The following is a 19213-nucleotide window of genomic DNA, read 5'->3' on the forward strand; positions in this document are numbered from 1 at the left end:
TGATGTTAGTCTGTTGCATCTAGAAAATACATAAATGTTTATAAGTGAGAGGAGAAGAAGATGTTGTGGTAAATCAAATTATGCCTATTCGTACAAAAGTGATTGCTGTTCTAGTAGCTGTATTGATTCTTGCAACTACCCTAGCAGGGACAGGTAATCAAGCAAGTGCAAAATTAAAAGGGAAAAAACCAAATGGTGAACAATTGTTTGCTGGCTTGATTTTAGGACAAGGTGAATTTGCCAAGGAGTTTGACACTGTTTGGACTAAGGACATGCTAGAAAAAGCCAACACACCTGAAGCTCAAAAGGATGCAAAGTTGATCCTTAAGGAAATGAAAAAGGTTGACAAAGGATACTTTGGTAAATTAGAAAAAGCTGTTTATGAAAAAGACCTTTACGGCGTTTACAATACATTGGTTATTGGTGGAGATGTTTTAAATCAAGCTTTAGAGAATTTAGGGGCTGGTGTCGTTAATCCTGATGACAGTATCTCTACAAACTGCTTAACAACAACTTTTGCAGGATTAGCTACTGCAGTACTGGTGTTAGTAGTTACCGGTGCAGCTCTTGCAAATACTTACTGGGTTTACAACTATACAGTGTTAAAGACTAAATCTAGCATAGTTGAACCAGGAAGCATGTCGATTGACCAAGAAATGTTTACAAAAACAATGATCGAAAAAGTAGTAAACTATCAATAAAAACACTTTGAGATCGAATCAAGTTTAAGGGGACCTTCATATATTAATGAAGGTCTTTTAATAACCCGCTCTTTAAACATTTAGTGAGGTGAAACAAATGATCTTACCCTATATTATATGTATTGTATTTGTTGTCGTTGGCGTTTTAATGTTAAACGGAAAATTATTATTTTTGGTTGCTGGCTATAAAAATGGAAAATTGAATGGGAGAGATGTTAATGAGAAAAAGATAGGAAAAGTAGTTGGAATGATTGTAATTTTAGCTGGAATATTTGCTGGAGTAACCCCATTTATTTTTTAAATGTAGTAAAGCAAGAGACCTGAAAAAACAAAATATACCTTCCTCTTTAATTTTAGAATCTGCGACATTATTTATATAAATTGAAGATCGGCGGCAAGGTGAGAGACATTGGATAACTAATGACATATTGGTTATCCTTTTCTTGCTAATAAAGGATTGGTGAACGGATTAAAAGCTTAAACTTGGCTCTGCACTCCCTTTGGGGCCGCAGTGAGCAGTGAAAGGTAACGCAAGCGCGCTTTGCATTCCCTTTGGGGGCGCAGTGAGCAGTGAAAGGTAACGCAAGAGCGCTTTGCACTCCCTTTGGGGGCGCAGTGAGCAGTGAAAGGTAACGCAAGAGCGTGTTGCACTCCCTTTGAGGGCGCAGTGAGCAGTGAAAGGTAACGCAAGAGCGCTTTGCACTCCCTTTGAGGGCGCAGTGAGCAGTGAAAGGTAACGAAAGCGCGGGATGCACTCCCTTTGGGGGCGCATTGAGTAGTAAAAGGTAACGCAAGAGGGCTCTGCACTCCCTTTGGAGGCGCAGTGAGTAGTTAAAAGGAAAGAAAGAGGCCTCCTCGTCCCCAAACAGGTGTTCCAAAATCGAAAAAGGAACGAAAAGAGATCCGGAAATTATCACAATGCATTATTGTTTGATTCATGCCCCTCTATCTTCGATTCTCCTCCTCCCTATTGTTTTCTTTTTTGCTATTGGGGAAACACTTTTAAAGATAGGAATAGACGAAGGGCGATGAAATTGAAGCTAAAGCACCACACCAAATGCGTTGTTTCTGCACAATTGTTTGCTATAAAAGTATTACTAACATAAAAAGGAGGAAAATAAGTGAATTTAAAAAGGAAATTCTTGTTTGCCTTGATTTCTCTTTTGACTGCAGCTACATTGGCCGCTTGTTCAGATGGGGAGGACCAAGGGAAACAGCAGGATGATGAGCGGGGAACGGAAGAGAAAGAGATGCAAAAGGACACAACTGAGGAGAACGGCAACAGTGAAAGCGGGCATGAAGGAATGGAACATTCGGGTTCAGGTGAGGTTCCTGATGGCCTGAAGGAAGCAGATAACCCTAAATATCCAGTTGGGAGCCAGGCGATCATCAATGCTGACCATATGCCAGGTATGAAGGGAGCAGAAGCAACCATAGCGGGGGTATATACAACGACTGTTTACGCACTGTCATATGATCCGACAGACGGTGGAAAACGGGTAGAGAACCATAAATGGGTCATTCACGAAGAACTGGAGGATCCAGGAGCGAATCCTTTGAAACCAGGGAACGAAGCGACAATCGATGCGGACCACATGCCGGGGATGAAAGGTGCGAAGGCAACGATTGATACTGCGGAAAAAGTGGATGTCTATATGGTTGATTTCACTCCAACAGATGGCAGTGAAAAGGTCACAAATCATAAGTGGGTAACAGAAGACGAACTTGCACCAGTTAAATAAAAAGAACTGTAGCCTCAAAATCGCCAGCCGATTTCGAGGCTTTTTTTAATAATAAGAATGATTGTCAAGCTTGAAATCAGGGTAAAGGAACCTTAAGAAGGACAGGAGGGAATCATATGGGAAAATTGATTCGAAAGGCGATCAAATGGGCACCAGTCGTTTATCCCGTCGTAAAGAAAATCATTGAAAGCCGTAAGACAAGCCGATCAAAAGGCTATTCCAAATAAGCAATCAGGGCTGCGGACCAAAAATGTGCGCGGCCATGTTTTTTTCAAGGACAAAATGTTGAGTTGTTTGGTATTATCCCAATCGAAAATTCTTTGGATGAATTCTTCTGAGGCATCCAAGGCTGCAATTTGGAGTGATAGAGAAGGGAGCATTTTACCTGGTGCAATCGATTTCCATGGTTGAACAAAATGGAAATCGTTCGGAATTGAATGTACAGGAGAAAAAAGGTCAACTTCTCTCATCGTGAAATAATGGAAAAGGGACTCCAATTCGAGGAGTCCCTTATTTAATCCGCTGCAAGGATGTCCATGCCCTTCGTCAGAATTGGGATGGCTTTTTCAAAATAATGTTCAGGGGATTCCCCGCTGTTTTTTTGCCAATCGGCAAAGGCTCCGTAAATGGCCCAGCTTAATATGGCGGCTGCCACCCTGATTGATTCCCTTTCGCTTTCAGGTTTCTGTTCCATCATTTTTTGATAGAAAAACTCTTCCAGCTCGTCTTTGATGATGGCCTCGATAGTAGAAGCGAACGCTACATAACTGCGGCGGCACTGTGATGATAAAAGCTGCACGAACTTTGTAAGCGATAAAAAGACGCTGGCTAGTGTGTCTTTGTTCAAGATTTCATGTTCTGCTATTTCACTGATGACATTCGTCATTAAATCTTCCTTCAGCACTTTTTCCAGCAGGTCATATTTATCAATGAAATGATAATAAAAGGTTGCCCGGTTCACAGTGGCTTTCGTGGTTATATCTTTTATTGTGATATCTTTGAATTCTTTTTTGTTTGCCAGTTCGACAAACGCATTCATGATCAGTTTCCTTGTGCGCAGGATCCTTGGGTCTGTTCTTACTGCTTCCATGTTCCATTTCTCCTTTTTCGACATTTCCCGCGAAATGTCGTATAAACGATAAAATCGGGAAATTATCGGTTGAGTCATTATATTATAATAATTACAATCTAATAGTACAACAAGTGTTGGATAAACAAAAGGTGTTTTATACGTGTTGATGCCAAACTTGAATAAAAAATCAATGGAGGATTCAAATATGAATATATTGGTAGTAAAAGCGAACAACCGTCCGGATGGTATTTCATCTAAAATGTATGATGCTTTCATGCAATCTGTAAAGGGTGCGGAAAACGCAATTGTAACAACATATGATGTTTTTGCAGAGGACATGCCATATATTGGCCAGGAACTGTTCGATGCATTCGGCAAATTGCAAAACGGTGCTGAGTTGATAGATGTGGAAAAGCGCCTGCTTGCTGCCAAGCAAAAAGCAAAAGAGGCATTTGCTGCTGCTGATGTCGTTGTTATCGCCTTTCCATTATGGAACTTTACAGTGCCAGCAAGGCTGCATACATTTATAGACTATATTTGTGAGGCTGGCTTTACGTTCAAATATGGAGCAGATGGAAATCTCGTCCACTTGCTTGCTGACAAAAAGGTCATTCTTCTCAATGCACGCGGAGGGGTTTATTCTGCGCCAGAAATGCAGCCGATGGAGATGGCTGTTAACTATATGCGTGCCATTTTTGCAAACATGTTTGGCATGGAAATCATTGACGAAGTCATTATTGAAGGCCACAATGCAAATCCGGCGCAAGCCGAAGAAATCGTCCAGGCTGGGTTGAAGCGTGTGGCTGAGGCAGGAGCTAAACTGGTTTACGAGACAGTTTAAAATCCAAACTGGAAATTATTGATAGGGAAGGGTGTTTGCAATGAAGATTGAAGTATGGTCCGACTATGTTTGTCCATTTTGCTATATTGGAAAGAGGACGTTGGAGCAGGCATTAGAAAATTTTCCGCATAAGGATGAGGTGCAAGTCAGCTATAAAGCGTTCCAGCTAGATCCCAATACAAAAAGCGATGAGAATATTTCCGTCCATGAAGCGCTGGCGAACAAATATGAGATTTCAGTTGACGAGGCGAAAGCGATGAACAATCAACTTGTTGCCAGGGCTGCAGAGGTTGGATTAACCTATAACTTCGATCAAGTCAAGCAGACGAATACACTTGATGCACATCGTTTGGCGAAGTACGCTGAAACTAAAGGCAAAGGAAAAGAGATGGCAGAACGTTTAATGAAAGGCTATTTCACTGAATCGAAGTTTCTTGGCAAGCTTGATACATTGATTGAACTGGCAGTTGAAGCAGGACTTGATCGGGAAGAAACAGAAACGGTGTTGAAGACCGATGGTTTTGCTGCAAGTGTCCAGGAAGACCAGGCAGAGGCTGCCAAGCTGCAAGTGCAGGGTGTCCCGTTCTTTGTAATTAACCGTAAGTATGCGATATCTGGCGCACAGCCTGTAACCGCATTTGCTGATACACTGCAGAAAGTATGGGAAGAAGAAAACAAAGCAGCACCTCTTCAACAAATTGATACAGGCCAAGGTGCCGTCTGTACGGATGATCACTGCGATATTCCAGGCAGCAAAAATGAATAACTCTTTTAACAGGCTTCCGTTGAGGAAGCTTGTTTTTTTGGGTGGGGAGGAAATAGATACAAGGATGGCGAATAATGAATTAAAATCCTTTCCGCTTATGGATGTCAAAGGTCAGCGAAGTTTCTGCTAGCATGAAGATACTATACTGATAGCAGACACAATCATTATGCTATCAGTGAAGAAAAGACCTTAACTGCTGGGGGAAAATGAATGATGAGTTATAGCTGGCATTCTTGCCCTGTGTCTATGAAAACCTTTGTGCAACATCTGAATGACGGGATGAGAAAAATCCTTGGCAGCAATCTGGCAGGTATTTATTTGCATGGATCCCTGTCAATGGGCGGCTTCCACCCTGACAAAAGCGATATTGATCTGGTCGCAGTCGTAATCAGGCCAATATCCAAAATGGACAAAAAACGATTGATGCTTTTTTTCCTGAAGCACTCAAAGGATCCATATCCAGTAGAAATAAGTATTTTAGGAATTCAGCAGCTTGAATACTGGAAACACCCCAGCACTTTTGAATTTCATTATAGTGAAGCATGGAGGGGAGCTTTTGAGAAAGAAGGCTACCTTATCCATCCTGAAATGAAAGATCCAGATTTAGCGGCTCATGTAACCACCATCCGTCAGCAAGGAATGGTTATTAGCGGCCGGCCAATTTTGGATATCTTTCCTTCGCTTCCCCGTCCAGATTATCTTGATTCGATCCTTGGCGATATCAGGGATTGCCAGGCAGGAATCGAGAAGGAACCAGTCTATTGTATTTTAAACATGATAAGGTGTTATATTTTTCTTGAAACTGGAAAAATTGTCTCCAAGCATGAAGCGGGGAAATGGAAAATATATGGATTCCCTCCCGAATTCCAATTAACCGTACAAAAAGCAGCTGCTGAATACGAAATACCGTATCCTGCCATCGGATTTACAAAAACGGAATTACTAAGGTTCAAGAATTACATGAGAAAACTGATAGAATCTTGTATCAATTGAGAAGGCCTCCTGATGATACAGGAGGTCTTTCTTTCTTGCAAATGCCTAAAAATTCGGAAAAACTCTGGATTGATTTTTTGCAGACTGGTATAATCGAATTTATATTTTATTATAATATCGCTTTAATGCGTTAATAAACAGGCGACGGAGGGGAAATCCATGAAGATAAACGGATCAGAGAAAATGAAGCGAATGACGTCCAGTATTTTTCAGGAAGTAGTGGAAAGGAAGCATGCGGCACTGGCAAACGGCAAGGATGTCATTGACTTGAGCATCGGCAGTCCAGATTTCCCGCCTCCACAATTTGTGATTGATACATTGGTTGAGCATTCGAAAAACCCAGGGAATTACTTTTACACATTGAGGGGAATCGAAGCTTTCAATGAAGCGGTTGCCCATTTCTACTATGAACGCTATGATGCAGAGATTGATAGCAAAAGGGAAGTTTTGCAGCTGATGGGTTCACAGGATGGACTTGCCCACTTGGCGACCGCAATCGTGAATCCAGGCGATTATGTTTTGGTTCCAGACCCTGGTTACCCCATATATGAAGCAAGCGTGACGATAGCTGGCGGTAAAATCCATCCAATGCCATTGCTTGCTGAAAATAAATTTTTGCCGAAGCTGGAGGATATCCCTTCGGAAGTGCTGCAGAGGACAAAAATGATGATTTTGAGCTATCCTGGCAACCCTGTTACCGCACTTGCTGACAGGGCTTTTTTTGAAGAGGTCATTGTGTTTGCAAAGATACATAACATTATAGTTGTGCATGACTTTGCATATTCAGAATTGATTTATGACAGCAACCCGCAAATCAGCTTCATGTCCGTGCCTGGCGCGAAGGAAGTAGGGGTGGAATTCAATTCGCTTTCGAAAACCTTCAACATGGCTGGCTGCAGGATAGGCTATATGGTTGGAAACACCGAAGTGATCGACCTCCTCTCCTCTTTCAAGTCGCATATTGACTACGGGGTCTTCTATCCGATTCAAATGGCTGCTGTTGCCGCTTTGACGTCTGATTACTCCTTTCTGGAGGATCAGGTGAGGCAATACGAATTAAGAAGGAATGCTCTGGTGACAGGATTGAGGAATAGCGGATGGGCTGTTGCGAACTCTCCAGCGACCATGTTTGTCTGGGCAAAAATCCCTGCAGGATGGAAATCTCGTGATTTTGCCTTTCAATTGATCGATGAAGAAGGAATTGTTGTTGTGCCAGGGGATGCCTTTGGCAAACAGGGAGAGGGCTACGTCAGGATTGCTCTCGTCCAGCCGCCGGAACGGTTGGAAGAAGCAGCACAGAGAGTAAATCAATTTTTGCTTGAGTTTTCCGTGTAGATTTGGATAGGGAAATCATCCAGTATCGACTAGATTAATTTTTCAAGTAAAAGGGATGAAGCGGGGAATCAATCTCCCAAGCTTCATCTCTATTTGTTTTACATGAACTTTCCTTGTTTGCTGTACCATCCCAGTATAACCTTGTCAGCAATAAATTATCTTTCCGCTCCTGTCTCCAAAAGTTCTTCCTGTTCGATCGGCCAATTTTCAAGGTTATAGGCCATGTCCCAAAAAAGGAATTCATATTGGCTGCTGATGATGAAATGCTGCTTCATTTTATGACGTTCCTCCGCAGTAGATTGCTTGGCAAGCTGGTCAAGCCGCACTATTTGCTCATTCACAAGCGTGGCGAACCATTCACCTCCATATGCATTGATCCATTCCTGATAAATTGGTTCTTCTGGAGCTTTCCCTTTGAGAAGTCTGCCGATTTCATAATAAATCCAGTAGCATGGCAAAAGTGCTGCAATGATTTCTCCGAGGTTTCCTGCAGCAGCTACCCGGTAAAGGTGGGAGGTATAGGCGTAAGCGGTCGGGGAAGGCATGAAGCTGGCAATTTCATCATCCGTCACCCTAAGCTGCTTGATAAAACTCTCATGAAGGCCAAGCTCTGCTTCATATGTACCCTGCGCATGCGCAGCAAGCCTTGAGGTTGTGAATAAATCATCTGCTTTTGAAGCGGCAATTGCCTGAACCCTCGCAAAATGTGAAAGATAGTAGGAGTCCTGTAAAACATAATAACGGAATGACTCTAATGACAGACTCCCATCTGCGATTCCTCTGACAAAGGGGTGATTGAAATTTGCATCCCAAATCGGCTTTGATTCTTCACGAATCTGGTTTGTGAATGTCATGATAATTCCTCCTGAAATTTTATTCCAATAAAAAAACCACATTCCTAATGGGAATGTGGTTGTATTGGCAACAGTCTATAGTATGTTTCCAAAAGCCACTTCCCTACGCTGGTATGATCCAGATCAGGTTCCAAGGGTCTTAAAGTAAGACTTTAATCTCAGCCTTTAAAAGGCTCCCCCAGTGGTTCAATTCATATATGAACTTTTATCCATCATTACACTGCCATTTTGTCAGCCATATTGTTAAAAATCAAGCGATTTACATCTATGTGAAAAAATAATGAATTAATTGTGAACATTATGTGACATTTAATACTGGATTCTGTTAATATAAAAACATGTAAACCAAAAAGTGGAGGAATGAGAAGTGGGCAAACTTCTTATGTATTTTTATTTGATTGTTGGCTTTTATTGTATTGTAAGCGGATTCCTCGCCATTTTTTCCCACGGTTTCCAGCATGCGATCCTGTCACTTTTTCTTGCTGTTTTTAACTTTGGGATGTATGCGCTTTTCAAAAAAGAGGGAAGGATCCCAAAACTGCGTTTGGTTAAAGGGCACAAAAAAAGTTTCGTTTGACCTGCAGCTGTTCCCAAAAGGAACAGTTGTTTTTTGGTGGAGGGAATAATAAGTTTTCAAGCGAATTGATAAGGAGGAGGAGAGTCCGATGAAATTTCAAACTACTTTTCCTGAAAGAAATATGGAAGTACACAAAAAATTGATTGAACAGGAATGGATTCCTTTGAAGGAGCCAGGGAATTTTTTGAAATCATTCATCTATTCAATTCCTTTCATGGTAATCGCAGCGTATCTCTCCGCGGTAGTCATCTCTTTCATTTCGCCCTTTACATGGTCGGAAAAAGGCTTCGGGGAGGGTTCAATAACAATTGTGATCGAGGTTTCCGCGCTAATTTACCTTTTGATACTTGTGATTATTCATGAATGCCTGCATCTTATATTCATCCCTAATTCTCAAAAAACTATTACAGGCATTACTTTTTTAGGTGTTTTTGTTGCAACCGAAGAGGAAATTTCAAGAACAAGGTACATACTGATTTCTGCAGCGCCCTACCTTATCCTTTCAATCGTTTCGCCTCTTATTCTTGGTTTCCTTGGCCTTCTGACAGTGCAGCTGAAGTTGCTGGCCATCCTGAATGCACTTGCATCGTCTATTGATTTGTTGAATCTCACTCTTGTTGCCAAACAAGTGCCAAGGGATGCAATTATAAAGAGCAATGGATGGCAAACATATTGGAAAAAGGGATAATGGCTTTGGAGAATTTTTAGGGGAATCGTGAGGGTCATCAGCCAAAAAATAAGATGACACACAGTGGATAAAAGCAATGGAGGAAATCCTAATAATAACCTGCTTTGACATTACAAAAGGCGCTCCCGATAAAACGGAAACGCCTCTCGCTGTTAATGAGAATGTCCTGATGTCATTACCCAAATCGACCCTGCGACAATGACAACTGCAAGGAATGCAGAATACAGGATGTTGATATTATTGACGACTTTGTTGCCGCCTTCGTTGATGTGCATGAACATGTAGAGCTGTATGGCGGCCTGGACAATTGCCAGGGACCCGATGAACCACATCACAGCCTTCACCGACAAGGAAGACTGGAGGGCAATCCAAGCCGCTCCGAGTGTTAAAACCAATGACATAAAGAAACCAACTACATGGCTGATTGGGAAACCTTTTGAGTGTTTATCCATTTAAGACACCAACCCTGCTAAATATACGAATGTGAAAATGAAGATCCATACAACGTCCAGGAAGTGCCAGTATAGTCCGAAAATAAAGGTCTTCCGTGCGGTTGTTGACGTCAGGCCACGCTGCAGCACCTGGATGATGAGCAGGATAGCCCAGCCGGTTCCAATAGAAACGTGCAGTCCGTGTGTTCCAAGTAAGACAAAGAAGCTTGAAAGAAATGCGCTTGTCTGCATAGTCGCACCCTGGTGGACATAATGGGCGAACTCGCGTATTTCCATGAAAAGGAATCCACCGCCTAGCAGCAGTGTGAAGGCAAGCCACATAAGCATACCCTTTATGTTGCTGCGGCGCATTTCGAATATTGAGATGCCCATTGTAAAACTGCTTGTCAGCAGAAGGAAAGTCATGATCATTACATCCCTTACCACAAACAAGTCTTGCTGTGTCGGTCCCCCTGCATAACGATTGCCGAGGACGCCATATACTCCGAACAGGGTGGCAAAAAGAACAATTTCAGCGCCGAGGAAAACCCAGAATCCAAGAATGTTCATCCTGTCCTGGTGCGTACGATATTCAAGCGGCAAGGCTGCGTTTGCTTTAGCTGACATGATTCTTCACCCCTTCTTTGCTGTTTCTCCATTTGCTTTCTATTGCACGGATTTCATCCTTTTTGACATGGAACCCTTCATCATAATCGAATGACCGGAAGGCGAGACCGGCGAAAATGCCGATGGCCGCTACAGCTGCAGCAACCGTCCATTCAAAGACGAGCAGGAAGCCTGCGATTCCGAAGACAAGACCCATATAAATAGGAATCCATGTGCTGCTTGGAAGGTGGATTTCCTCTATTTCCTCTTCACTCAATGGCTTGATCTCATCATTCTTTTTCATATGCCAGAATGCATCAAGCTTGTTTACCTCTGGCAGGGTAGCAAAATTATAATGCTGGACAGGTGATGCTGTTGCCCATTCAAGTGTACGTGCGTTCCAAGGGTCGTTCCCGATATTGCGCTCAGCATTCCGTGCGCTCCAATATATGTTATACAAGAAAGCCGCAAAGCCTGCAGCAAGGATGGCCGAACCGATGGCAGAAAGCAGCATTAGCGGGCCGAAGCCAGTTTCGGCAGAATAGGTGTAAGCCCGGCGTACCGCTCCGTCCAGACCAAGGAAGAACATTGGCATGAACGTAAGGTTAAAGCCGATCACAAACAACCAGAAATGCCATTTCCCGATTTTTTCGTTCAGCATGAAGCCAAACATTTTTGGCCACCAGAAGTATAGCCCGGCGAAGATTGGGAAAACAACACCTGGAATGAGCGTATAATGGAAGTGCGCGACCAGGAACAATGTATTGTGGTACTGATAGTCTGCCGCTGCCATTGCAAGCATGACTCCCGTAACACCGCCAATGACGAAGTTAGGGACGAAGGCAAGAGACCAGAGCATGGCAGTCGAGAACTTTATCCGTCCTTTCCGCATTGTGAACAGCCAGTTGAAAACCTTCACGCCCGTTGGTATCGCGATTGCCATTGTAGTGATCGAGAAAAATGAGTTCGCCGCAGGGCTGTTGCCCATTGTGTAGAAATGGTGAACCCAAACAAGCATACTGAGAACCGAAATGGCAACGATCGATCCAACCATTGATTTATACCCATAAAGTGTTTTTCTGGCGAATGTCGAAATGATATCCGAAAGCATCCCGAATGCCGGAAGTACAACGATGTATACCTCAGGATGTCCCCAGAGCCAGAACAGGTTTGCCCAAAGCATATCCATACCGCCGCCGGATACGGTGAAGAAATGGGTTCCGAACGTGCGGTCAAAAGTCATCAGCGCAAGTGCGACAGTGAAAATCGGAAAGCTTGCAACAATGATGATGGATGTGATGAATGTTGTCCAGCTGAACATGGGCATTTTCAGCATGGTCATTCCTTTTGTCCTCATTTTCAAAATCGTTACGACGAAGTTGATTCCAGTCATCAGGGTACCGGCACCAGCAATCTGCAGGGAGACTGCGTAAAAGTTATTGCCGATTCCCGGGCTGAATTCTTTCCCGGCCAGAGGGAAATAGGAGGTCCAGCCTGCGTCGGGAGAACCGCCGATGACAAAGGAAATATTGAACAGCATGGCGCCAGCAAATGTCAGCCAGAAGCTTAATGCGTTTAGCTGAGGGAATGCCACGTCACGGGCGCCAATCTGCAGCGGCACAACAAAGTTCATCAATCCGATCAAAAGTGGCATCGCAACGAAGAGGATCATTATGACGCCGTGTGTCGTGAAAACTTCATTATAGTGCTGTGCATTCAAAAATCCATTTTCGGGAACGGCAGTCTGTCCCTTCATCATCAAACCATCCATGCCGCCGCGGAAAAACATCACGACACCCATGAGGATATACATGATCCCGATTTTTTTATGGTCTACAGTAGTGAGCCAATCGGTCCATAGCCATTTCCATTTCTTGAAATACGTAAGGGCAGCCACAATCCCGACTCCGGTCAGGGCGATGGCGATTTGCGAGGCGAAGATCAATGGATCGCCTGTAACAAAAAATTCATCCCATTTAATGCCCATTATGTTCACCCCCGTGCGATTCCTCCTGGTTCATGCCGTCTTGTTCGCCATGTCCAGTATTTTCATTGCTTCCATCTTTATTCTTGTAATTATTCTTGTCTTCAAAAATCTTGCCTGGCCATCCATGTCCGCGATCGTACATTTCAGGATTTGTGTAATTTTTTGAATGAGAATCGGAATGGTCCACCCACTCCAGGTGTGTGTTCGAGAATGTCTTTCGGCCAAAGTGTGATGGCTCGAGCATTTTTTCATACTCTTTTTCGGTCATCTTAGGTGCTGTTTCCTTTACATCCTTCACCCATTGATCAAAATCTTCTTCTGTCTGCGCAAGGACTTCAAACTCCATGCCGGCATATCCCTGGCCGTTAAAGTTTGTATTGCGGCCGAGATAGGAACCAGGATTGTCAGCAACTAAGTATAACTGAGTTTCAGCTTTGGCCATTGTATACTTCTGTCCGCCTAGTGAAGGAATCCAGAAGCTTTGCATCGTTCCTGCAGAAGTCAGCCTGAAGTCAATCGGCCTGTCCTCAGGGATGTTCACATAATTAATCGTTTCTATTCCTTGTTCCGGATAGCTGAAAATCCACTTCCAGTCAGCTGATGTAACATGGATGACAAGCGGTTCCTTATCCTCATAACCTTTAGGTACTTCTTCTATTGCATAAATTGTCTTAATTGTAGGGATTGTCAATGCAATCACTATGATAATAGGGATAACAGTCCAAATAACCTCAATAACTGGATTGCCATGCTCTTCAGGAGGCTCATAATCCAGATTGTCCTTGCGTTCACGATATTTCCAGACGATGAACGCGAACAGCCCGAAGACCACTGCTATTATCAATAGCATGAGTACAATCGAGAAATTGATCAGTTCGAGAATTTGCCTCGCGATTGGTCCTTCAGGATTGAAGACGACCAGACTGTTCTCACAGCCGCTCAACAGTAAAACGGCTATGACCGAGGTGAGAGAAACCAACATGAGCTTGCCTCTTTTCATCACTGCAACTCCTTTCAACCCTTAAAAGTGTTCATTTTATCACAAAATTTTGTTCATTCGTTCACAAAATTGCCGTTCTGGTCCCCAGGATATAGGGAACACAGGGCAAACTTCATGCCGAATGGTGTGATAAAAATCACACTTGTTATGTTTGTAATGATTCTAACATAGAAATTGTGACACTTACGGGAGTGATTGTGAACATTTTATGAAAACAATTAATGTCATCTTGGTGAAAGTTTAACTGCGGGGCTTGACGTATTGATACTGCCCCATTTTTTAAAAAAGTGGGAAGTTATGTCGCTGCGGCTGCTGCTCTATCATTATCTTAAGATATTTAGTTTGGTTTAATATAAGGACGTAAGGGATTTATTTCCAGTAAAAAGGAGTAATTGGATAGGAAGCCAAAAGGTGTATAAGTGTCTTTTGGAAGTTATGGTGAATAGTTCAATTATGGTACTTTAAGAGAAAACAAATTTAATTGAAGGGGAGAGGTTTGATGCAACAGTACGTGTCCATTGTACATAATGAGCAAGTATTAAGGGGAATGCAGCATCTTCCAGAAGGGAAAAAACTGCCTGCAGTTATCATGCTGCATGGCTTTACAGGCAGCAAGCTCGAACCGCATCGCTTCTTTTTAAAAATTTCACAGGAGCTGGAGAGAAAGGGCATCGCCAGTTTTCGTTTCGATTTTCTTGGAAGCGGAGAAAGTGATGGTGACTTCGAGGATATGACAATCCTTAAAGAATTATCTGAAGCCAAGTCCATCCTTGAGTATGTTCATTCACACCCTTCCATCCATCCTGCTAGGGTATATTTACTTGGCTTTAGCATGGGAGGATTGGTCGCGAGTTTGCTTGCAGGGGAGCTATCTGATGCCATAAGGAAGCTTGTCTTGCTCGCTCCTGCTGGCAATATGGCAAAAAAAGCAGATCTTCTGGGACAGAATTCACTGTATATAGAAGAGAAAAAAGCCTATGACATTGGCGGTAATCTCGTTGGCAGCAAATTTATCGAAGAATTAAAATCGATCAAAGTATGGGAGCGCGCATCCGGCTACAATGGAGAAGTTTTATTAATTCACGGTACGGAGGATCAGTCTGTCATGTATGGCGACTCTTTGGAATATATCGAAAAATGTTATGGCAAACGGGCAAGCCTTGTGCCAATAGAAGGTGCGGATCACACCTTCAATTCCTTTCGGTGGGAAAAGCAAGTAATCGATGCTGTCACTGGGTTTTTGAAATAGTATATAGGCGAAGTCAACCAAAAAAGGGTGGCAGTGGACCCCCAAATCTAGGGGCCGGCCATTCAGCATAGAATTTGAACTGGGTTCAATCATTTCGACACGACCTACCACTCTGAATCTATTATATTATTAGGAAACAGCCCTCTGGCAAAAGCGCGTTTGTGCTCTGCCCACTTAAAACGACACGATGGGTTTCAATGGCTTTGGTGTTATGTTAATATAGCATTAAAATTGTAAGCGTTTCCATATATTTCTTCATCTTTTTTATATATCATAGATAAAACGAAGGATAACTGCTTATAAAATAATTCATAACATGTTCAACATTTCACATACTGTTATTCTTTTTATATGATAATCTTTAATTAGAAAAAGGAATAGGGAGTGAGTGAAATGATTTACTGCGAATTCAAACCTTTCTCCACTGATACTGAGACATACACCCAGGAAATTTTTGAAGAAATGGCAGGCGATCCGTTTGAAGCAATGATGTTCAAGGATGATGCAAACATCCCAGCCTACATTTGGACAGTGAACTACGTCATTATTGTCAAAAGGTGCTCCAAGTACATTACAGACCTTTCTTTTGAAAAGATTCCGAGAAACCCTGTCTGCGAATGATTTTTAGTTTATTATGTGAAATTATTCACATGTTGTATTCGAAATGTGTGTACTAAAAAAATCAGACCTGTCATGTGGGTCAGTGGAGGTCAGGAGAATGGGAACAAGCGAAAAAATCGTAAAGGATACTCATGAAGTTGCAGAAATGGTGGATGGCATTGTCAAGAAGGGAATCAGCGCACTATCAATGATGCGGGAGCTTGACCAGGAAAGCATCGATGTAATCGTAAAAGAAATGGCATTAGCAGGACTTGACCAGCATATGCCCCTGGCGAAAATGGCTGTTGAAGAAACGAAACGTGGTGTATATGAAGACAAAATCATCAAGAATATGTTTGCGACTGAATATGTGTACCATAATATTAAATATGACAAAACAGCTGGAATCATCGAGGAGAATGAACATGAAGGAATCTTAACGATTGCTGAACCTGTTGGGGTCATTGCCGGGGTGACGCCGGTTACCAACCCTACATCAACAACCATATTCAAAGCGTTGATATCCATAAAGACTCGGAACCCGATCATTTTCGCTTTCCATCCTTCGGCACAAAGATGCAGCAGCGAGGCAGCTAGAATCCTTCGCGATGCAGCCATCAAGGCAGGAGCCCCTGCCGATTGCATCCAGTGGATCGAAAAGCCTTCCCTGGAAGCAACACAGGCACTGATGAACCATCCGCAAATATCTCTGATCCTGGCAACGGGCGGATCTGGCATGGTCAAGTCAGCATACAGCTCGGGAAAACCTGCCCTTGGCGTTGGTCCGGGTAACGTTCCTTGTTACATCGAGCGGACTGCGAATGTCAAACGAGCGGTAAACGACCTGATTTTATCGAAAACATTCGATAACGGGATGATCTGTGCATCTGAACAAGCCGTTATTATTGATAAAGAGATCTATTATGATGTTAAAACAGAATTGATTGATAACAATTGTTACTTTTTAAATGATGTGGAACGAGAAAAGGTAGAAAAACTTGTAATCAATGAACATTCCTGTGCTGTGAACGCAGATATTGTCGGAATGCCGGCCTTCAAAATAGCGGAGATGGCGGGTGTCACTGTACCCGAAGATACTAAAATCCTTGTTGCTGAGTTGAAGGGAGTCGGGCCGCAATATCCACTATCAAGGGAGAAATTAAGTCCTGTCCTTGCATGCTATAAGGTGAATGGAACCGAAGAAGGATTGAAGCGCGCGGAAGAAATGCTTGAGTTCGGCGGACTTGGCCACTCTGCCGTCATCCATTCGACAAGTGATGATGTGATCAAAGCATTCGGTCTGAGGATGAAAGCGGGAAGAGTCATCGTGAATGCCCCATCATCCCAGGGTGCTATTGGCGATATTTACAATGCATATCTGCCTTCGCTGACGCTAGGCTGCGGAACGTATGGAGGGAACTCGGTTTCAACGAATGTGGGTACAATCAACTTGATCAACATTAAAAAGGTGGCGAGAAGGAATGTGAATATGCAGTGGTTCAAGGTTCCCCCTAAAATCTATTTTGAAAAAAATTCAACACAGTATCTTGCGAAAATGCCGAATATTTCCAAAGCTTTCATTGTCACAGATCCAGGGATGGTAAAGCTCGGATATGTTGACCGGGTTCTCTATCACCTAAGGAAGCGGCCAGATTATGTACACTGTGAAATTTTCTCCGAGGTAGAGCCTGACCCATCCATTGAAACCGTGATGAAAGGGGCGGAAATGATGAATAGTTTCCATCCTGATGTCATCATCGCGCTTGGAGGCGGCTCAGCGATGGATGCAGCAAAAGGGATGTGGCTTTTCTACGAATATCCCGATGCTGACTTCCATGGTTTGAAGCAAAAATTCCTGGATATCCGGAAGAGGATCGTCAAATATCCGCACCTTGGCCGCAAAGCACAATTCGTTGCGATTCCAACAACGTCAGGTACTGGGTCCGAGGTAACCTCTTTCTCCGTCATAACGGACAAAAAAGCAAATATCAAATATCCGCTGGCGGACTATGAACTGACTCCTGATGTAGCCATCGTCGACCCGCAGTTCGTCATGACAGTGCCAAAACACGTTACAGCGGATACCGGAATGGACGTACTGACGCATGCAATTGAAGCCTACGTAAGCTGCATGGCCAATGATTATACTGACGGCCTTGCCATCAAGGCGATCCAGCTGGTGTTCGAGTACCTTCCAAGGGCATACCGCAATGGGAATGATGAGGTTGCACGCGAAAAAATCCATAATGCCTCAACGATAGCCGGAATGGCGTTCGCCAATGCCTTCCTTGGGATCAACCACAGTCTGGCGCATAAGCTTGGTGCAGAATTCCATATCGCTCATGGCCGTTCCAATACGATCCTGTTGCCGCACGTCATCCGATATAACGCGTTGAAGCCAACAAAGTTCACTGCTTTTCCTAAATACGAAAGCTTTGTTGCCGACCAGCGCTATGCGGAAATCGCGAGAATCCTTGGCTTGCCTGCCCGTACCACAGAAGAGGGAGTTGAGAGCCTTGTCCAGGCGATCATCAAGCTTGCGAAGGAAATGGATATTCCAATGAGCATCGAAGCCAATGGTGTTGACAAAGAATCATTCGAGGCAAAAGTCGACTTGCTTGCGGAACGTGCATTCGAAGATCAGTGCACAACCGCAAACCCTAAGCTTCCGCTAGTGTCTGAGCTTGCCGAAATTTACAGGCTCGCTTATAAGGGAATCTAACGGTAAAGCACCAGCCATACGTGATGGCTGGTGCTTTTGTTTATTTGGTCAAGAGAAAGGAGTTGTCAAACGATATAATTTATCCGAAAAAAAGGAGCTTGCCATTGTTAATCAAGGTCGCTTCCTTACTGACAAGATGGAAATTGTCCCAATTATGCAAATGGTACCAATCCATTCCGCTATTCCGAATGGAACGTTGAGCCAGAGAACCGCCAGGATGGCCGCAGACAATGGCTCAGCACTCGCCAGCAGGCTTGTTTCCGAAGGCGATATGTATTTCAGGCTTTCAAGATAACAATAAAAAGCAATCAATGTCCCAAAAACGACAACGAATACAACAGCCAGTACGGACGTGAAAGACCAGTCTCCCGAGAAGTTCCACGGAGGATGGATAAAGCTGAAACCGATGCCCCCAATCATCATCCCCCAGCCAACTGTTAAAATCGAACCCCATTTTGCCAGAAGATTCCCTGGCTGCAGTGTATAATAAGCTAGGGCAAATGCCGAACTTATCCCCCAAAATACAGCTGCTCCCGAGATAGAAAGAGTTTTCAGGCTGCCTCCTGTAACGAGCAGGAATGTCCCGAGCAGGGCAATGCCAATCGCAAATGCTTCAATTGATGTTGGAAGAGCTCTCGAACGTAGGGAGAGATAGACCGTAATCAGGACTGGAGCAAGGTATTGCAAGATGGTCGCAGTCGCGGCATTGCCATGATCAATTGCCGCAAAGTACGTATATTGGACAGCCAGCATGCCAAACAGGGCAAAGGGGATCAACTGTTTGCGGTCACCGGATTCCTTCCAGATGATCCATATCTTTTCCTTTGTGCCTACGCTGGCATAAATCAAGAGAATTAAACCGGATGCCAGCAATCGGATGACAACCAGCCATTCTGGCGTGAAGCCTTGTTTTTGAAAAAGGAATTGGGCTACCGTACCTGAAACTCCCCATAAAATCGCTGCTGTCAGGACAAGGAGGATGCCTTTTGTTCCAGCTGGCGCAGCTGTAGCAACATTCGACTGCATATTTTGCCTCCATAAAAGTGTTT

Annotated in this window: 18 protein-coding genes and 1 riboswitch; of the genes, 11 read left to right on the forward strand and 7 right to left on the reverse strand. The window is 43.5% G+C overall.

The annotated features are described in order from the left end of the window. Positions 1-65 precede the first annotated feature (65 nt). The 3 genes from JJQ88_RS11365 to JJQ88_RS11375 all read left to right on the forward strand — a co-directional run bounded on the left by JJQ88_RS11365 (position 66) and on the right by JJQ88_RS11375 (position 2443). Positions 66-701, forward strand: coding sequence for a sporulation delaying protein family toxin (locus tag JJQ88_RS11365; protein WP_210366017.1), 636 nt, complete (start codon positions 66-68; stop codon positions 699-701). Positions 702-798: 97 nt separating this feature from the next. Further along, positions 799-1002: a DUF3784 domain-containing protein gene (locus tag JJQ88_RS11370; RefSeq protein ID WP_210366018.1), complete on the forward strand. Its 204-nt coding sequence runs from the start codon at positions 799-801 to the stop codon at positions 1000-1002. A gap of 820 nt (positions 1003-1822) precedes the next feature. After that, positions 1823-2443 (forward strand): DUF1541 domain-containing protein, encoded by a 621-nt coding sequence (locus JJQ88_RS11375; RefSeq protein WP_210366019.1) that lies wholly within the window; start codon positions 1823-1825, stop codon positions 2441-2443. Between the two features lie 514 nt (positions 2444-2957). Here JJQ88_RS11375 and JJQ88_RS11380 read toward each other — a convergent pair. Beyond that, positions 2958-3533, reverse strand: a complete 576-nt coding sequence (locus JJQ88_RS11380) for a TetR/AcrR family transcriptional regulator (RefSeq protein ID WP_210366020.1) — start codon at positions 3531-3533, stop codon at positions 2958-2960. A 187-nt stretch (positions 3534-3720) separates the two neighbouring features. On the opposite strand from JJQ88_RS11380, the gene JJQ88_RS11385 reads away from it, so the two are divergent. The 4 genes from JJQ88_RS11385 to JJQ88_RS11400 all read left to right on the forward strand — a co-directional run bounded on the left by JJQ88_RS11385 (position 3721) and on the right by JJQ88_RS11400 (position 7450). Next, positions 3721-4356, forward strand: coding sequence for an FMN-dependent NADH-azoreductase (locus JJQ88_RS11385; RefSeq protein ID WP_210366021.1), 636 nt, complete (start codon positions 3721-3723; stop codon positions 4354-4356). Positions 4357-4396: 40 nt separating this feature from the next. Then, positions 4397-5122: a DsbA family oxidoreductase gene (locus JJQ88_RS11390; protein ID WP_210366022.1), complete on the forward strand. Its 726-nt coding sequence runs from the start codon at positions 4397-4399 to the stop codon at positions 5120-5122. A 210-nt stretch (positions 5123-5332) separates the two neighbouring features. After that, a complete protein-coding gene (locus JJQ88_RS11395) occupies positions 5333-6115 on the forward strand; it encodes an aminoglycoside adenylyltransferase domain-containing protein (RefSeq protein WP_210366023.1) in 783 nt (260 codons plus the stop codon). Positions 6116-6274: 159 nt separating this feature from the next. Beyond that, positions 6275-7450 carry an LL-diaminopimelate aminotransferase gene (locus JJQ88_RS11400; protein WP_210366024.1) on the forward strand — a complete coding sequence of 392 codons (1176 nt, stop codon included), beginning with the start codon at positions 6275-6277 and terminating at the stop codon, positions 7448-7450. Between the two features lie 155 nt (positions 7451-7605). Here JJQ88_RS11400 and tenA read toward each other — a convergent pair whose 3' ends face one another. After that, positions 7606-8304, reverse strand: coding sequence for a thiaminase II (gene tenA / locus JJQ88_RS11405; RefSeq protein ID WP_210366025.1), 699 nt, complete (start codon positions 8302-8304; stop codon positions 7606-7608). A gap of 83 nt (positions 8305-8387) precedes the next feature. After that, positions 8388-8494: riboswitch (TPP riboswitch) on the reverse strand. A gap of 475 nt (positions 8495-8969) precedes the next feature. Between tenA and JJQ88_RS11410 the strand changes: the two genes are divergently transcribed. After that, complete coding sequence (locus tag JJQ88_RS11410; protein ID WP_210366026.1) at positions 8970-9569, forward strand: DUF3267 domain-containing protein; 600 nt, start codon at positions 8970-8972, stop codon at positions 9567-9569. A 152-nt stretch (positions 9570-9721) separates the two neighbouring features. Here the strand turns inward: JJQ88_RS11410 and qoxD are convergent, their stop codons facing one another. Genes qoxD through qoxA form a run of 4 tightly spaced genes read right to left on the reverse strand, consistent with a single transcriptional unit; the run spans position 9722 to position 13593 of the window. Next, positions 9722-10021, reverse strand: a complete 300-nt coding sequence (gene qoxD / locus JJQ88_RS11415; protein ID WP_210366027.1) for a cytochrome aa3 quinol oxidase subunit IV — start codon at positions 10019-10021, stop codon at positions 9722-9724. Further along, positions 10022-10627 (reverse strand): cytochrome aa3 quinol oxidase subunit III, encoded by a 606-nt coding sequence (qoxC, locus tag JJQ88_RS11420; protein ID WP_210366028.1) that lies wholly within the window; start codon positions 10625-10627, stop codon positions 10022-10024. After that, the gene (gene qoxB / locus JJQ88_RS11425; protein WP_210366029.1) at positions 10617-12593 is read right to left on the reverse strand and encodes a cytochrome aa3 quinol oxidase subunit I; all 1977 of its coding nucleotides are present in this window, start codon (positions 12591-12593) and stop codon (positions 10617-10619) included. Before qoxB ends, qoxC begins: the two co-directional genes overlap by 11 nt. Then, a complete protein-coding gene (gene qoxA / locus JJQ88_RS11430; protein WP_210366030.1) occupies positions 12583-13593 on the reverse strand; it encodes a cytochrome aa3 quinol oxidase subunit II in 1011 nt (336 codons plus the stop codon). The genes qoxB and qoxA overlap by 11 nt, the downstream gene beginning before the upstream one ends. A gap of 499 nt (positions 13594-14092) precedes the next feature. Here qoxA and JJQ88_RS11435 point away from each other — a divergent pair, with 499 nt between their 5' ends. From JJQ88_RS11435 to adhE, 3 genes are all read left to right on the forward strand, one after another. Next, the gene (locus JJQ88_RS11435; RefSeq protein WP_210366031.1) at positions 14093-14842 is read left to right on the forward strand and encodes an alpha/beta hydrolase family protein; all 750 of its coding nucleotides are present in this window, start codon (positions 14093-14095) and stop codon (positions 14840-14842) included. A gap of 393 nt (positions 14843-15235) precedes the next feature. Beyond that, the gene (locus JJQ88_RS11440) at positions 15236-15463 is read left to right on the forward strand and encodes a hypothetical protein (protein WP_210366032.1); all 228 of its coding nucleotides are present in this window, start codon (positions 15236-15238) and stop codon (positions 15461-15463) included. Between the two features lie 43 nt (positions 15464-15506). After that, positions 15507-18164, forward strand: a complete 2658-nt coding sequence (gene adhE / locus JJQ88_RS11445; RefSeq protein WP_282597688.1) for a bifunctional acetaldehyde-CoA/alcohol dehydrogenase — start codon at positions 15507-15509, stop codon at positions 18162-18164. A gap of 111 nt (positions 18165-18275) precedes the next feature. Here the strand turns inward: adhE and JJQ88_RS11450 are convergent, their stop codons facing one another. Next, a complete protein-coding gene (locus JJQ88_RS11450; RefSeq protein WP_210366034.1) occupies positions 18276-19190 on the reverse strand; it encodes a DMT family transporter in 915 nt (304 codons plus the stop codon). Positions 19191-19213: the final 23 nt, after the last annotated feature.

This window comes from Bacillus sp. REN3, from assembly GCF_017912555.1.
GTDB lineage: Bacteria > Bacillota > Bacilli > Bacillales > Cytobacillaceae > Mesobacillus.

Coding starts and splice junctions, on each gene's coding strand:
- JJQ88_RS11370 (WP_210366018.1), top strand. CDS start 799: ATGATCTTACCCTATATTATATGTATTGTATTTGTTGTCGTTGGCGTT.
- JJQ88_RS11380 (WP_210366020.1), bottom strand. CDS start 3,533: ATGGAAGCAGTAAGAACAGACCCAAGGATCCTGCGCACAAGGAAACTG.
- JJQ88_RS11385 (WP_210366021.1), top strand. CDS start 3,721: ATGAATATATTGGTAGTAAAAGCGAACAACCGTCCGGATGGTATTTCA.
- JJQ88_RS11390 (WP_210366022.1), top strand. CDS start 4,397: ATGAAGATTGAAGTATGGTCCGACTATGTTTGTCCATTTTGCTATATT.
- JJQ88_RS11395 (WP_210366023.1), top strand. CDS start 5,333: ATGATGAGTTATAGCTGGCATTCTTGCCCTGTGTCTATGAAAACCTTT.
- JJQ88_RS11400 (WP_210366024.1), top strand. CDS start 6,275: ATGAAGATAAACGGATCAGAGAAAATGAAGCGAATGACGTCCAGTATT.
- tenA (WP_210366025.1), bottom strand. CDS start 8,304: ATGACATTCACAAACCAGATTCGTGAAGAATCAAAGCCGATTTGGGAT.
- JJQ88_RS11410 (WP_210366026.1), top strand. CDS start 8,970: ATGAAATTTCAAACTACTTTTCCTGAAAGAAATATGGAAGTACACAAA.
- qoxD (WP_210366027.1), bottom strand. CDS start 10,021: ATGGATAAACACTCAAAAGGTTTCCCAATCAGCCATGTAGTTGGTTTC.
- qoxC (WP_210366028.1), bottom strand. CDS start 10,627: ATGTCAGCTAAAGCAAACGCAGCCTTGCCGCTTGAATATCGTACGCAC.
- qoxB (WP_210366029.1), bottom strand. CDS start 12,593: ATGGGCATTAAATGGGATGAATTTTTTGTTACAGGCGATCCATTGATC.
- qoxA (WP_210366030.1), bottom strand. CDS start 13,593: ATGAAAAGAGGCAAGCTCATGTTGGTTTCTCTCACCTCGGTCATAGCC.
- JJQ88_RS11435 (WP_210366031.1), top strand. CDS start 14,093: ATGCAACAGTACGTGTCCATTGTACATAATGAGCAAGTATTAAGGGGA.
- JJQ88_RS11440 (WP_210366032.1), top strand. CDS start 15,236: ATGATTTACTGCGAATTCAAACCTTTCTCCACTGATACTGAGACATAC.
- adhE (WP_282597688.1), top strand. CDS start 15,507: ATGTGTGTACTAAAAAAATCAGACCTGTCATGTGGGTCAGTGGAGGTC.
- JJQ88_RS11450 (WP_210366034.1), bottom strand. CDS start 19,190: ATGCAGTCGAATGTTGCTACAGCTGCGCCAGCTGGAACAAAAGGCATC.